The organism is Leptospira andrefontaineae, from assembly GCF_004770105.1.
In the GTDB taxonomy this organism is placed as follows: domain Bacteria; phylum Spirochaetota; class Leptospiria; order Leptospirales; family Leptospiraceae; genus Leptospira_B; species Leptospira_B andrefontaineae.
Genome location: NZ_RQEY01000026.1, coordinates 44,387 through 59,154, shown reverse-complemented (window position 1 = coordinate 59,154; position 14,768 = coordinate 44,387). Strand labels below are relative to the sequence as shown.

Sequence of the window (14,768 nt, the reverse complement as noted above, 5' to 3'; positions counted from 1 at the left end):
CGCGAAGGACGCGGCCAAGATATAATGACAACTAACGTGCCTACACGCCGGCAGTGGTAATCCGCGGAATTTAGATTCCGCACAAACTCCTCTCCCAAATGTATCTCGACCGACTGTCGGTTTTTCCGCCAGAAAGTCAGGAAACATTTTTCATTTTATTTGTTTCCTTTGTTGATTTTTTTGACCGTTGTTTTGAAATATGTTTGACCGACGCATAGTCGGATGTATTGTCAAAACCGACTAACGGTCTATACCGACCGTCGGTTTAGCAGGAGGAACCACAATGATCCCAGCAAAAATCTCCACAAAAGAAAGAATTCTCAACGAATCCAGAAGGCTATTCTTCGAAAAAGGGTACGAAACCACATCCATTCAGGACATTCTATCCGCTTTAGATATAGCTAAAGGAACCTTTTACCACCATTTTCAATCCAAAGAAGAACTTTTAGAAGAGATCGCAGTGCAATTTGCAAAAGAAGCACATGCGGCTATGCAAGCAGAGATTGGAGATTTGGGATCAGAAGGCACCGGCCTGGATAAACTCCGCAGAGCACTCATTGTTGCAAGAAACTGGAAAAAAGGTAAATCGGAAGAAGTTCGCTTCCTTCTCGAATCCCTTTTCTCAGCAAGCAATCTTCAATTGAGAGATAAGATACGACGCAAATCGGTAGATTTAAGTTTTCCGTTATTTGCTTCTTTGATAGTAGAAGGCCAGCAGGACGGATCGCTTAAAAGTGAATTGAGAGCAGATCACCTAACTTCGATCATTTTTGACCTAAGTGATGCTTTGGGTGAAAAAGTTGCTTTCTATCTTTTGGGAAGAAGTAAAGAATCCGAGGCCAATCTATACGACTTGATGCTTTCTTATCACAAAACGATAGAAGATCTGCTCGGATGCCCAGATGGCGGATTAGATTATTTTAGCAGAGAAGATTGGAGCGAGCTCGCTCAACTTTTCAAAGGTGGTGCGGTTTCTGCTCCAAGCTTGGAACCTTTACCATTGGTTGCGAACGCAGGTTAAGTGAAATAAGGGTCCTGCCCCTAGGACAAAGATATGCTACTTTATGCATTAGTTCCCACACTCCCTAGATTGGATTCAAATTCAAATCCAGATGTAGAGGACTATTTAGAAAAAACTCCTTCCGTAAGGAGTGAAAAATTACAGGATTTGGTGGATTCGATCCGCGAAGAATTTTCGGATCTTAGAGAAAGTCTTAAATATGGTATGCCTACTTTCGAAAGGAATGGGCGATGGGTCGCATTCTCGAACCATAAAAACCATCTTTCAGTCTATTTCTGTGAAGAGTCTTTTGTACGTGCATTTCGTGCTAAGTTTCCAAAATCGGAAAGCGGCAAGAACTGTGTGTTGATCAAGGATAAGGAAAAGTTTCCTTCTTCTTATCTCAAAACGTTGCTCAAAAAGACCTTACATTAAGGAAAGATATCTCTCTAACTATCTCGTTATAAAACAGATCTTTAGGTTTTAAGGCCCTGGAATCACTCTAGGGCCTTTTTTATTCAGTATTCTCTTTTAATTATGGGATCAGTACGACTTGACCTCACCCTTCTACGGAAAATTCTATCCGAACGAAGGCTATGAAGAAACAAATCAGCGATCGCTACGAACCCACCAGCGTAGAACCGAAATGGATCTCTCTCTGGGAGAAGGAAAAAAGTTTTGAGCCTAACCTCAAAGCAGGGGAATCTTTTACCATCGTTCTTCCTCCTCCTAACGTGACCGGAAGCCTTCATATCGGTCACGCCCTCAATCATACTATCCAAGATATTCTAACCCGCATCGAACGTAAAAAAGGTAAATCCGCTCTTTGGGTTCCTGGTACCGACCACGCAGGGATCGCGACTCAAGTAGTTGTAGAAAGGGAACTCGCTAAAGAAGGCAAAAAGAGAACAGACTTCACTAGAGAAGAATTCGAAAAGAAAGTTTGGGAATGGAAGGAACACTCTGGTGGAATGATCCAAAACCAGCAAAAACTTTTGGGAGAATCGGTAGATTGGTCCCGTTCCAGATTCACCATGGACGAAGGATTGTCCAAAGCGGTTTTCAAAGTTTTCAAAACATTATATGATGAAGGTTTAATATACAGAGGAGAAAGGATCATCAACTGGTGTCCTAAAACTCTGACTGCTATCTCGGATTTGGAAGTAGAACATAGAGAAGTAAAAGGTAAACTTTATCATCTACGTTATCCTGTTGTAGGCCAACCGGGCAAATACCTGATCGTTGCTACTACAAGACCTGAAACTATGTTTGGGGACGTTGCGGTTGCTGCTCATCCTGACGACGAAAGATATAAATCGTTAAAAGGTGCGGAGTTGGAACTCCCACTAACCGATAGAAAGATCCCACTTTTATTTGATTCATTCGTTGATAAGGAATTCGGATCCGGTTTAGTGAAGATCACCCCTGCTCATGACCCGAATGACTTCGAAGCAGGACAAAGATTAGGGCTTAAACCATTACTAGTAATGAATCCTAATGCAACTCTGAATGAGAATGCGGGAAAATATGCAGGATTAGAAAGATTCGTAGCTCGTAAAAAAGTAATCGATGATCTGCAAGCTTTAGGCCTAGTAGAAAAGATAGAAGAACATACCCATTCTATCGGCCATAACTCCAGGGGTGGAGAAATTATAGAACCTTACTTATCTACACAGTGGTTCTGTAAAATGAAACCTTTGGCTGAACTAGCAATCCAAGCAGTTCAATCCGGAGAAACTGAATTTGTTCCTAAACTTTGGGAAAAAACTTTCTACGAGTGGATGAACAATATTAGAGATTGGTGTATCTCTCGCCAATTATGGTGGGGACATCGTATCCCTGCATATCATTGTAAAAATTGCAAACATATAGAAGTTTCCGAAACTAAAGTTAGTAACTGTCCTAAATGTAATTCCACAGAAGTCGAACAAGACACTGATGTTTTGGATACTTGGTTCTCTTCTCAGCTTTGGCCATTCTCCACTTTAGGTTGGCCGGAGAATACGGAAGATCTTAAAAAATTCTATCCTACATCCGTATTAGTAACCGGATTTGATATCATATTCTTCTGGGTAGCCAGAATGATCATGATGGGTAAGAAATTTTTAGGTAAGGCCCCTTTCCAAAAAGTTATTATTCACGGATTAGTAAGAGATAAAGAAGGTAAGAAGTTTTCCAAGTCCATAGGAAACGTTATAGATCCTTTGGATATGATGAATAAATACGGAACCGATTCTTTCCGTTTCTTCTTAGCCGCAACTTTACCCGAAGCAAAAGATGTTCTTTTTGATGAAAGTAGATTAGACGGTTATCGTTCTTTTTGTAATAAGATCTGGAACTCCAGTCGTTTCATCCTAATGAACTTGGACGCAGATTGGAAATTAGAGGATCTGGAATCCAAGTACGGTTCAAAATTAGAACCGATGGACAAATGGATCCTTCATAGGTTCAATGAAACTCTTTCTAATTACGAAAAAGCATATTCCAAATTCCTGTTTTTCGAAATGGCTTCCCAGATTTACGATTTTGTTTGGGGAGATTTCTGCGATTGGTATATCGAATTGGTTAAACCAAGGATTTACGGAAAATTGGGCGAAGAGTCCCAAGAGATCGCAAAACAAGTACTTGCAAGTATTCTAATTAAAGCATTGGGACTTCTTCATCCTTTTATGCCATTCTTAACAGAGGAAATTTACGAAGTATTCAGCGAAGGAGATTTTTTGATCCAAACTCCTTTCCCGACTTCTTATAATGTTTCGGCCGGCGATGAAGGTGTTCAAAAAACTATTATCCTACAAGACGTAGTAACCCAGATCCGCGTTCAAAGAGCGGAGAACGGTGTTCCATTAGATAAAAAATGTAAAGTGATATTAAAATCTTCGGAATCACTCGTTGCTTCTGCAGTAAAAGATTTTGAATTCTCTATCTTACAATTAGCTCGTTTGGAAAGTATAGAAGTGAATGCAAACTATACTGGTGAAAAAACAGACTCAGTCGGCGCTTTCCGTTTTGGAGAAGTAATTCTTCCTTTAGCAGGAATGATAGACTTCGAAAAAGAAAGAGCACGTATAGACAAAGAATTACAGAAGTTGATCCAAGAAGAAGAGAAACTCGCATCCAAATTAGGAAACGAGAACTTCATCGCGAAAGCGAATCCGGATGTGATCGAAAAAGAAAAAGAAAAACTCAAAACTGTCCGTGATAAAAAAGAAGTTCTCCAAAAAGGTTTGGAAAAACTAGGTTAATCCTCGGACTAAACTGCGGTGAAATATTATGTCTAAGATCCTTTTAATCGGCTCTGGCGGTCGCGAAAGTGCTATTGCCTATAAGCTTCGCCAGTCCCCTAAACTCAGCCAATTACATGTTTTTCCGGGTAACGGAGGCTTTCCTGATTCTGAGGTTTTGGCCCCGAATTCTTTCGATCTGAAGAGTAAATCTTCCGTTCAAAGCTTCATTCAAAAAAATGAATACGATTTAGTGGTAGTTGGTCCGGAAGATCCATTAGTAGACGGGATCGGAGACTGGCTGGCTGAGATAGGAGTCCCGGTTTTCGGACCTTCTGCTTATTGTGCTCAGATAGAAGGCTCGAAAGAATTTGCAAAAGCATTAATGATAGAAGCTGAAGTGCCTACCGCGAAGTATGCTTCATTCGATAATTACGAATCGGCATCTGCATATGTTAAAAAAGAAGGAGCACCTATCGTAATCAAGGCTGACGGCCTTGCTGCTGGTAAGGGTGTAACAGTTTGCACTGAACTTCCTCAAGCAACACAAGCTCTAAAAGAGATCTTTTTAGACAATAAATTCGGAAAAAGTGGATCCAAAGTTGTTATAGAAGAGTTCATGGACGGACAAGAAGCTTCTATCTTTGCGATCAGTGATGGAAATACTTATTTCACTCTTCCCGCTGCTCAAGACCATAAAAGAGCGTATGACGGAGACCTAGGACCGAATACAGGCGGTATGGGTGCATACTGCCCTGCCCCGATCGTCACCAAAGAAACATTAGAAAAAGTGAATGCACTCGTCTTCCAACCTGTATTCGAGATCTTTCGCAAGAAAGGAAATCCTTATAAAGGCCTTTTATATGCCGGATTAATGATAGATTCCAAGGGAAATCCTAGAGTAGTAGAGTTCAATTGTAGATTCGGTGACCCTGAGACACAATGTGTGTTACCCATGTTAGAAGGTGACCTACTGGAAATTTTCCAAGCGTCTGCCAAAGGGGCACTCGGCGATGTAAAAATAGGTTTGAGACCCGGAGCATCCACCGTAGTCGTTTTGGCCGCGGAAGGTTACCCCGATTCTTATGAAAAGAATATTCCTTTGAATTTACCTGAAACGAATAGTAAAGATCTAGTAGTTTTTCATGCTGGCACTTTAAAAAAGGATGGAAACTTAATATCAACGGGTGGAAGAATTCTAGGAATCTCTTCTTACGGTAAGGACTTAAAAGAATCTGTGGATAAAGTTTATTCTTATCTAAGCGGATTTAAAATTTCTAAAACCTTCTTCCGTAAAGATATCGCGAGTAAAGCTCTTTAAGTTTATGCCTTTTCTAGTTTCCGGAAATATCGATTTAGTCGAAAGGTCCAACCTTCGCAAATTAGAAAAACATTTAGGGATCATTCTATCTCCCCATCAATATCCTTTAGAACAATATAATCTAATTCGTGCTTCTTTGAAACAAAAACTGGATTCGGACACTCTGATCCGTTCCATGACTCGCAAAGAACTATTATCTTTTATTTATATACTCACTCAATTCGGTGATGTTGTCCAAAAAGAAACTCCTGACGAATACTTGGATGTGGAGAATGTTCCCGTCGTAATCGAATGGCAGGCGGGTCATTATATGATCCCTTACGAGGTTTTGGACTTTCTTGCACAATCCAGAGTTTTCCGAAATCAAAACTATCTGTTCGCATTGATACCTGCACTTCCAAGCAAAGAGAAGAAGGCATGGTTAGAATGGATCGGAGCAGGATACGGCAGGACCTTCCCACGCGAGATCAATCACGAACTATATTTTCAGTGCAGACATCTGCAAAAACCTTTCCAAGGTAAAAGTTTAGTCCAAGAGGAATCCATTCGATTGGATCAACTTTGGGCTCCGGGCAAAAACGAGACTGTAGATTGGTTCTATAAAGGTATCATGCCTTTTTATTCTTCCATGAAGGAACTTCAACGTTCCGAAAGAGACCCATTCTTACTACATGTTTTGGATCTGATCCGCTCCGGAAAACTTGTCCTAAAACGCCTCCCGGAAGAATTTGGCAGAAAGGAAGAATACCAACTTGTCTCCACGGTAGAAGGAAACACTCCTCAGCTCAGGGACACAGTATTTAGCTGGGAAGAAGCCAGAGAAGAAAGCGAAGATTTCCTCTTTCGATAAATACACTCCTTTACAGTACGATCCCGGACTAATCATCCGCAAATTTGCAAATTAGATTAATATTATATATTTTATTGGACCGAAATGGAAGTTAAGAACGCCAAGGAACTGAAGCGCCTCTCTAAAGAACTTCAAGAGAACTTTTTAAATCGCTGGAAACTTTTGAACCTGGATAAAGACCAGGACCAGCTCAAATCATATAATGATCGTATCGCAGAACCCACTTTCTGGGATAACCCTGACCAGGCGAAATCGATCAGCCAAAGAAAAACGGAATTAGAAAGAAAATTAGAACCTTGGGTCAATATCAGAAGAGATATATTAGATTTTCCTGATTTAGTTGAACTCACTTTCGACGAAAAGGGAGAAGACGGAGTAGACGAACTCAGCTCCGAATACCAAAGATTAAAGTCGGAATTCGAAAGACTGGAACTTTTAGGTGCTCTAAACGAACCGGAAGACATGAAACCTGCGTTCTTAAATATCCATCCGGGTGCCGGCGGGACAGAAAGCCAGGACTGGGCAGAGATGCTTTTCAGAATGTATCTGAAATATTTCGATAAAAAGGGATACCAGTACAGCGTTGTAGACTTCCAAGAGGGGGACGGTGCCGGGATCAAAAATGCCACCATACATGTTATAGGTGATTTTGCTTACGGATTTATGAAATGTGAGAATGGAGTGCATCGTTTGGTGCGGATTTCTCCTTTCGATGCAAACAAACGTAGGCACACATCTTTCGTATCCGTCCATGTAAGCCCAGAGTTAGACGACGATATAGATATCAAGATAGAAGATAAAGATATCCGAGTGGATGTATACCGTTCTTCCGGAGCAGGTGGACAGCACGTTAACACCACCGACTCCGCAGTTCGTATCACTCATATTCCAAGTGGAATCGTAGTCGCTTGCCAGAACGAAAGGTCCCAGATCAAAAACAGGGACACTGCTTTTAAGATGTTAAAAGCGAGACTTTATGAGCTGGAACAAGAAAGATTAAAAGACGATTTGGAAAAAAAATCCGGAGAGAAAAAAGACATTTCTTGGGGAAGTCAGATCCGCTCTTATGTATTCCATCCTTATAATATGGTGAAAGACCATCGTACAGATCAGGAAACAGGGAACGTGCAAGCAGTCATGGACGGAGATATCGAACCGTTCATCATGGCTTACTTAAAAACTCTTTAATATTTTTCCTGAACTCCTTCTAAGAAGATGGTAACGATCGCATCGAATGCCATCGTATTAGAATAAGGACTCTGGAATAAATAAGTCGGATTTAAGATCCCGTCCACAGCAGCCAAAAGAATATCGATCGTCAGCTCGGGTGTAACATCCTTCCGTATCTGACCTGCTTTTTGTCCTTCCCGGAGAAGGTCCGCTAAACTCAATATCCTTTGTTTACGGAACTCCCTCATAGTAATAAATAGATCCGGGCGCACCATCTCAATATCCTTGGCAAACGTTTTGGACATCTTGGATCCCATATCCGAAATGAAGAATAAAATCTCCTTTAAACGATCGATCGGGTCTTTGGCCTTATCCTGCAAAACCTTATCAAACTTGGCTTGGACCTTTGACCTCATCAGCTCGAAAACCGAATCGATCAATTTATCCTTGGTATCATAATATTTATATAATGTTCTTTTGCTGATACCGATATGTTTTGCGATTTGATCGGTGTTCGTTTTTGCAAAACCGGAGGACAAAAAAAGAAGAAAGGTTCTTTCTAAAATTCTTTCTATCATTTCTCCCCCTTTCCGTTGGAGATCATACCATCCACTAGTTTGATCTGTCTCTTGGCGGATTTAGCAAAATCAGGATCATGAGTGACCATAATCACTGTGGTTCCTTCCGTTTTATTGATATCCTTAAAGATATCCATAACGATCTTTGCGTTGGCTGAATCCAAAGCACCAGTAGGTTCATCTGCAAAAAGATATCTAGGTTTCATCACCAATGCTCTTGCGATGGAGACCCTTTGCATCTGTCCTCCGGAAAGTTTAGAAGGAATATGATCCAACTTGTCTCCTAGATCGAATCGTTTTAAAAGTCGGATAGCATCTTCTCTTTTTTCTTTCAGTTTACCTGCTTTTAAAGCAGGCATCAGAACGTTTTCCAAAGCTGTAAACTCAGGAAGAAGATAATGAAATTGGAATACGAATCCCATATGAAGATTTCTAAAAGAATGGAGATCTGTTTGAGACAAAGAACTGATCGTTCTTCCGTCTATGCTGATCTTTCCTTGAGAAGGGTCGTCCAAACTGCTGATCAAATACAAAAGAGTACTTTTACCGGAGCCAGATTTTCCTGTTAAAGAAACAAATTCGTTTTCTTTGATCTCAAGGCTAATTCCTTTGATGATATCAGTAGGAGGTTTACCAAAACTCTTTGTAACGTTTTCCAATATGATTCCCATTATTCCCCCCGAATGATCTCAATTGGAGAAAGTTTACTGGCAGATCGTGCAGGAAAAATACTCGCGATCAATGTAGCAATAAATGCAAGCAAGAACGCTTGGAAATAAATAGAAGGTGCAAATGAAACCATCATCATTCCGGATTTAGTTTGCATAAGGGGATTTGAAAAGGATACATGCTCTAGTCTTCTGCAGATCAGATTACCCAAAAACATTCCCAAAACACCCCCGGCAATACCTAAGATCAAACCTTGGATCAAAAATATTTTCAGAATGTCTCCTGCTTCATATCCTATGGATCTAAGGATCGCAATCTCCCTTCTCTTCTGTCCGATCACAATGTTTAGAATATTATAAATTCCGAATCCTGCTACGAGTAAGATCGTTCCGACCAATGCGTAACGAATCGCATCTTGCATTTTAAATAGAGAAATAAATGTGGCATTTACATCTTCCCAGCTTTGCACTTTTACATCTCCGGATTCGGCCCATTCTCTCGCCTTAAGAGTTGCTTTAGAAACATCCTTAAGGCGAACTGCAATATCGCTTATCCGATTCGGGGTTTGGTTTAAACTTTGGACATCTCCCAAATTTGCAAATGCTGTGCTATCATCGATTGCCTTGTTTCCCATTTGGAAGGAAGCGGCTATTTTAAAAGGAATCGGTTCCGATTTTCCGGTACTGATATATACGGTATCCGAGATCCTGGCTCCGAGCAAAAGTCGTAGTCCTTCTCCGATTATAAGCTTGTTTCCACTTTCTTTAATCTCTAAAAAATTACCTTGTATGATATTTTCAGTAATCCTAGCGACCTTAGCTTGAAATTCAGGCTTTACTCCGATGACCCTACCTGCTTCTGCGATTTTCCCTCTTCTATATATTACTTTTATCTGAAGTTGTGGAGAACTTGCCTCTACTTCCGGATCAGAAGCGACTTTTTTTTGCCATCCTGCCTGGTTCTCGATTTGTTCGGTATCTCTTCTCCCGGAAGGAGGAACGGACCAAAAAGGAATTTCCTTAGAATGGAAAAGCACCTGATCTAGGTCCTTCTCTCCTATAATTTTTACCTGAGAAGAAATCCTAATATGGGCATCGTTATTCACAAGTTGGTCTATCAGATATTCTCGTAGTCCCAACATGATCCCTGAGATCACTATATAAGCAGTCGCACCTAAAATAATCCCAAGCAAGGTAAGGATAGTTTGTTTTTTGCGGGCAGACATTTGCCGAAGAGCGATAAATAACATTTATTTATCCTCCTGGACAAGCACCCTATCTCCCAAACGTACATCTCCGGAAACAAGTTCAGCGTATTCTCCGTTCGTAAGTCCAGTCTCGATTTTCTTAATATGAACTTTACCATTTTCTAATACTTTAATTTTTCCGGATTGGATACCTTTGATCGGAACCAATATAACGTTTTCCTTACTCGAAGTCTCTATTGCAATATCGGCTGTCATTCCAGGAAGTATCTCGGTAGGGATTCCGATCGGAGTGATATGGACTTGGAATTGTCCGTCTGCGGGATATACTGACTTAACTTCTCCTCCGAAGTTTTTATCTCCTAATGCTTCGAAACGAATGCGAACCTTCTGGCCTTTTTTAACCTTTACCGCACCTTTTTCTTCTAAAGATACAGTCAGGTATCTTTTTTTCAGATCCATCACGGTTATTACTGGAGTTTGAGGGACCACAGTCTCTTTGGTTTCATAAGCAACGTTAGTTACTACTCCTGCAAAAGGAGATTTCATAGTGCCAAAACTATCGAACTCTACGAGAGGAGTTCCTTCTTGGACCTGATCGCCTTCTTCCACATAAATTTTTCGAATGGCAGAAGGTATCGCAACCCTAAGATGATACACTTCGGAGGAACTGACGGTTGCGAGACCATATACCGATTCTATTATGGAGCCTTGGATAATTTCAGAAGTGTCGGTGTTGGAATTCCTACTTCTCCAAATAAGAAGAACCAGAAGTAAGAGTATTGGAAGAATGCCCCAAATTAAAAGTTTGGGTTTATTCTTGAGCTGAAGTATCCAACGATCGAGTGGAAGAGAAATTTTCATAACCTTGTCCTACTACCACTAGGACGGAACCAATTCAAAAAAGTAAACTATTTTATTGTATTTTAGTTTACATTCAAAAATGCCATATTGTCAGCAATATTCCCTCCCCAAAATCGAATCTTCTTTCCATCTTGCTGTAGAAGCTTCTACAATCCATGAGCAATTGAAATTCTATATCGATTTATATTTACAGCTGAAGTTGAATTCTTAACTATATCGAATCTCGAAATCAGAGGATCTATATGAACAAAACAGTTATTAAAGTTTTATATTGGGCAACCACAGGTCTTATCGCTGTTGGAAATTTATTCGGTGCGTATGCATATACAAGTCAAAGCCCACAAGTTTTAGAGGGACTCGCACACCTAGGCTATCCTGGATACCTAGCTTTAATCTTAGGACCTGCGAAAGGTTTAAGCGCAATTGCACTTCTTTATCCTAAATTTCCAAGGCTCAAAGAATGGGCTTATGCAGGAATCACCTTCAATGTGTTAGGTGCAGGGCTTTCTCATCTTTTAGCGAAAGATCCAAATTTCGCGACTCCATTTATTTTCTTGGTACTAGTTGCTGTTTCTTATATTACTTGGAGAAAATTAGAAGCTGAAAAAGTTTAAGTAATGATCTTTTTGTAGGAGTTCCTACATGTGTAAGCGCTCGCCCCCACCCCTTCGCAGCGACAATAGGAGCGAGAAGACGACCGCGTATGCGAGTCGATGATCGAAAGATCAAACGAGCGAAAAGATTGAATGGGCAGCTGCATTTGATCGGAGTCAAAGTTTCAAAAACGACCCCCACCCTGCATTGGGATTGGGGGGAGTGGCTTGTGGGAAAGCTCCCATTCCCATATCAGAAATTCCTAATTCTTTCAAGCAAATTTTACAACTCGTGTAGGAGCTCCTACAACGCAAATTTACTTGCACAATCATTGTCTTCGCTCTCTGCCCGCGAGGGATCGAGCCGGGGTCATAAAAATCGCGAATGCGATTTTTTGACCGAAGGCGAGAGCCCGGTCCGAGCTGTTTGGTGTGCCTCGATAAGCGCCCATGGATCGTTCGCGAGGACGCGGCCAAATTATTTTTAAAATGAAATAATCGGCTCTCTTCTTCCGAATTGTTTGCCGTATTCTTCCCAGAATTTTCCGTTTGGGTTTCGTGGATTTTTTCGATCTCTGAATTCCGGTTTTAATCCTAATAGAAAATACATTGCTGTTTTTTCTTTGTTCTTCACTGGCAGTTTTCCACGGGACTTGAATTGGAAATATTCATCGGTTAAATCTACAATTGATTGTGTCACGTTTACTTTACCAGGTTCGCTATTGGATTCCATTCGACTCGCAAGATTGACTGTGTCTCCCCATACATCGTATGAAAATTTTCGTGCACCGATGACTCCTGCAACTAAGGGTCCTGAGTGGATTCCTATTCTTGCCTTCCAGTTAGGTCCTTTTTTTAATTTGGATAATTCCTCTAAACGTTCCAGCATTTCTAATGCGGCGAGCAAACTGTCTACCGCATGTGAAGATCTGTAAGAAGGAACCCCGGCTACACACATATATGCGTCTCCGATCGTTTTCAATTTTTCCAATCTATGTGTTTCAGTAACCGAGTCGAAATGCCTAAAACAAAAATCTAGTTCTTTCACCAGATCATTTGGAGTAAGTTTTTCTGCGATGGAAGTGAATCCGTAAAAGTCCGTGAATAGGACTGTAGCTTGTGTAATCAGCCTTGGCTCGGAACTTCCGGTTTTTTTAAGCTCTTCTGCAGTTTCCTTCGGAAGTATATTCAACAAAAGTAATTCTGTTTTTGCTTTTTCTTCCTTAAGAGAACGATCCGCCTCCCAGGCAGCCTGTGCTAATTCTTTGCCGATGAATGAAAACCAGGCAACTACGAGGATCAAACTAATAAAATAAAAGTAACTTTTGTATTTCGGATCTAAGCTAAGGATCGGATCGAAAAAATAAGGAATGATATGGACGGCAACGAACAAAAGTGCAAGTGCTGCTTCCATCATATAGATGTATTTTTTCTCTTCCGGAGGAAAAATATAAAAAGGAAATGCAAAACTTGCAATAATGTATAAATCCAACCCTGCTTCTTGAGGCAAGATCCTGGAGATCATCAAAAGTTGCATTGTCCCTACAGCAGCAAGTAATAGTCTAGCGGCCTTATGGGAACGAATAAAGTTCAAGAATAGTACGAAAGCATATCCGAAAACATTCGCTGTCCAAAGTAAGTAGAGCCAGATTGGAAATACTAATCCGAAGGCAGTGAATACGATATAATAAACTAATGTGAATATAGCCGTAATCAATACTACGGCATTGGTAGCGACTATGTATCTAGCCCCAGGCGCGTCTTCTACTCCGATCGATAATAATTTTTTCCAGATCCTTTCCGGGATCCGGCAATATTCGAATAAGGTTTTGAAAACGCTCATAGGCGACTATTTCGCGGGAATTTTAAGATGTTGGAAATACTTATTTGTCTGATTTTGCAAAATTCTAAACCGCCGACTGCTCATCGTTTTACGAAGAAACTTCGACAGAATTACGTATATGATCCAAAACTCTATAATGGATCTTATGTAAAATCCAATGGATCCAAACATTCCAGTACGTAGTTGGACCGAATTTATTTAAGAACCAGGTCCTTCCGATTAGAAGTGTCTCATTCTTTCCCAAGGAAACCAATTGGAAACTCCCTTTTTTAGATGCAAAGTATCCGTCCAGATGTGTAGGTCTGATATTTTTATAAGGACTCAGCTCTTTCATTGCATCAGGTTGGCGGATAACATTAAATTCTAATGAATTGTTCTCATCCCAATTGGTGATTTCTTCCACGAATACTCCGTTATTAAACTCACAGTATCGAATTGCACCGATTCCTTTTCCTTCCACCCTTGCACGAACTGGATAAGAAACTCCCGCATTAAAGATAATTTCCTTAGGTTCAGGTATATCAGAAAATTCGAATAGACCTTTCCAAACTTTTTCTCTGGACGAGGAAATTTTCAGACTGGTTTCTACCATATACCAATCGGATTTTTTATCCAAATTGGCTTCTAAATACGCAACCGAAGGTAAGATCAAAAACAAAAATGGCAGAATGGAGGATACTAGTTTGGACTTCGCCTGAAGAAGATATGCGATTCCTCCACCTAAAAACCCCAGAAAGTAGGCCAATGGAGCAGCCATCATAAGACAGATAATTCCTTCCAAGGCGACTATTAATGTAAGAATGCCTGCTATTGAAATCGCCGTAAACGAGATGAGCATTGCTTGTTTAAAGTCGACTGGTTCAGCTCTGGAATATAATACTACGGAAGTAAATCCTATTATAAATGGTCCGCCTACGAACAAACTCGCTCCGTAGGCTTTTAATATATCTGTAGAAAAAATGCTGAATAGAAGTGAGATACTCGCAGCAAAAATGATCGACCAAATAGAAACAATCAGCTTAGACTTCGGAAAAAACTCAGGAGAAGATCCGACTTCTTTATTATTATATAAATTTTCCGGAAGTACGGATAATAAAAAGAACATTAGAAAGTTCAGAAATGGAACAAAAAACAAAAGTACCCAGAAAGAACTTAAACCTATACTTCTTAACCTCTTGATGCAGAATATTGTACCTAAATAAATGAAAGGCAAAGAGACCAAGAGTAAGGTAAAATAAAACCTGGATTCTTCCGGCTCAAATTTCTGTAGGACGATCTTTCCAGGATCTTTGAAATACTCAGAGATCCACCATAAGCGATCGAAAAATGCATAAGCTATAATTCTATCTATACTATATTTAATGAAGAATAGAATTATTCCTGTAACAAAAAATTTTTTCCGATCAATAGGAAGAGAAACATTCAAGAGTTCTTTGAGTTGAGAAAACATTC

General features: G+C 40.3%; 13 protein-coding genes. 7 read left to right on the top strand and 6 right to left on the bottom strand.

The window, feature by feature from the left end; translation table 11 throughout:
- Positions 1-283: 283 nt before the first annotated feature.
- The 6 genes from EHO65_RS18745 (at position 284) to prfB (ending at position 7,583) form a co-directional block, all read left to right on the top strand.
- Entirely contained in the window at positions 284-1,021 is a 738-nt protein-coding gene (locus EHO65_RS18745) for a TetR/AcrR family transcriptional regulator (RefSeq protein WP_135776075.1), read from the top strand.
- Positions 1,022-1,054: 33 nt separating this feature from the next.
- Positions 1,055-1,435, top strand: a complete 381-nt coding sequence (locus tag EHO65_RS18740) for an iron chaperone (RefSeq protein ID WP_135776074.1) — start codon at positions 1,055-1,057, stop codon at positions 1,433-1,435.
- Between the two features lie 161 nt (positions 1,436-1,596).
- Complete coding sequence (locus EHO65_RS18735; protein ID WP_135776073.1) at positions 1,597-4,245, top strand: valine--tRNA ligase; 2,649 nt, start codon at positions 1,597-1,599, stop codon at positions 4,243-4,245.
- Between the two features lie 28 nt (positions 4,246-4,273).
- The gene (gene purD / locus EHO65_RS18730) at positions 4,274-5,545 is read left to right on the top strand and encodes a phosphoribosylamine--glycine ligase (protein WP_135776072.1); all 1,272 of its coding nucleotides are present in this window, start codon (positions 4,274-4,276) and stop codon (positions 5,543-5,545) included.
- 4 nt (positions 5,546-5,549) lie between these two features.
- Positions 5,550-6,395, top strand: a complete 846-nt coding sequence (locus tag EHO65_RS18725; RefSeq protein ID WP_135776071.1) for a hypothetical protein — start codon at positions 5,550-5,552, stop codon at positions 6,393-6,395.
- Between the two features lie 84 nt (positions 6,396-6,479).
- Positions 6,480-7,583: a peptide chain release factor 2 gene (prfB, locus tag EHO65_RS18720; protein WP_086447133.1), complete on the top strand. Its 1,104-nt coding sequence runs from the start codon at positions 6,480-6,482 to the stop codon at positions 7,581-7,583.
- Here prfB and EHO65_RS18715 read toward each other — a convergent pair.
- From EHO65_RS18715 to EHO65_RS18700, 4 genes are read right to left on the bottom strand one after another with little or no spacing between them, the layout of a single operon-like run.
- The gene (locus tag EHO65_RS18715) at positions 7,580-8,143 is read right to left on the bottom strand and encodes a TetR/AcrR family transcriptional regulator (RefSeq protein ID WP_135776070.1); all 564 of its coding nucleotides are present in this window, start codon (positions 8,141-8,143) and stop codon (positions 7,580-7,582) included. The two genes, prfB and EHO65_RS18715, sit on opposite strands and share 4 nt — an antisense overlap.
- A complete protein-coding gene (locus tag EHO65_RS18710) occupies positions 8,140-8,814 on the bottom strand; it encodes an ABC transporter ATP-binding protein (RefSeq protein WP_135776069.1) in 675 nt (224 codons plus the stop codon). The genes EHO65_RS18715 and EHO65_RS18710 overlap by 4 nt, the downstream gene beginning before the upstream one ends.
- Positions 8,814-10,061 carry an ABC transporter permease gene (locus EHO65_RS18705; protein ID WP_135776068.1) on the bottom strand — a complete coding sequence of 416 codons (1,248 nt, stop codon included), beginning with the start codon at positions 10,059-10,061 and terminating at the stop codon, positions 8,814-8,816. Before EHO65_RS18705 ends, EHO65_RS18710 begins: the two co-directional genes overlap by 1 nt.
- Positions 10,062-10,880 carry an efflux RND transporter periplasmic adaptor subunit gene (locus EHO65_RS18700; RefSeq protein ID WP_135776067.1) on the bottom strand — a complete coding sequence of 273 codons (819 nt, stop codon included), beginning with the start codon at positions 10,878-10,880 and terminating at the stop codon, positions 10,062-10,064.
- 242 nt (positions 10,881-11,122) lie between these two features.
- Between EHO65_RS18700 and EHO65_RS18695 the strand changes: the two genes are divergently transcribed.
- On the top strand, positions 11,123-11,494 hold the full coding sequence (locus tag EHO65_RS18695; protein ID WP_135776066.1) for a DoxX family protein: 372 nt from the start codon (positions 11,123-11,125) through the stop codon (positions 11,492-11,494).
- A 463-nt stretch (positions 11,495-11,957) separates the two neighbouring features.
- Here EHO65_RS18695 and EHO65_RS18690 read toward each other — a convergent pair whose 3' ends face one another.
- Entirely contained in the window at positions 11,958-13,316 is a 1,359-nt protein-coding gene (locus EHO65_RS18690; protein WP_135776065.1) for an adenylate/guanylate cyclase domain-containing protein, read from the bottom strand.
- Between the two features lie 88 nt (positions 13,317-13,404).
- Positions 13,405-14,766 carry a DUF805 domain-containing protein gene (locus EHO65_RS18685; protein ID WP_135776064.1) on the bottom strand — a complete coding sequence of 454 codons (1,362 nt, stop codon included), beginning with the start codon at positions 14,764-14,766 and terminating at the stop codon, positions 13,405-13,407.
- Positions 14,767-14,768: the final 2 nt, after the last annotated feature.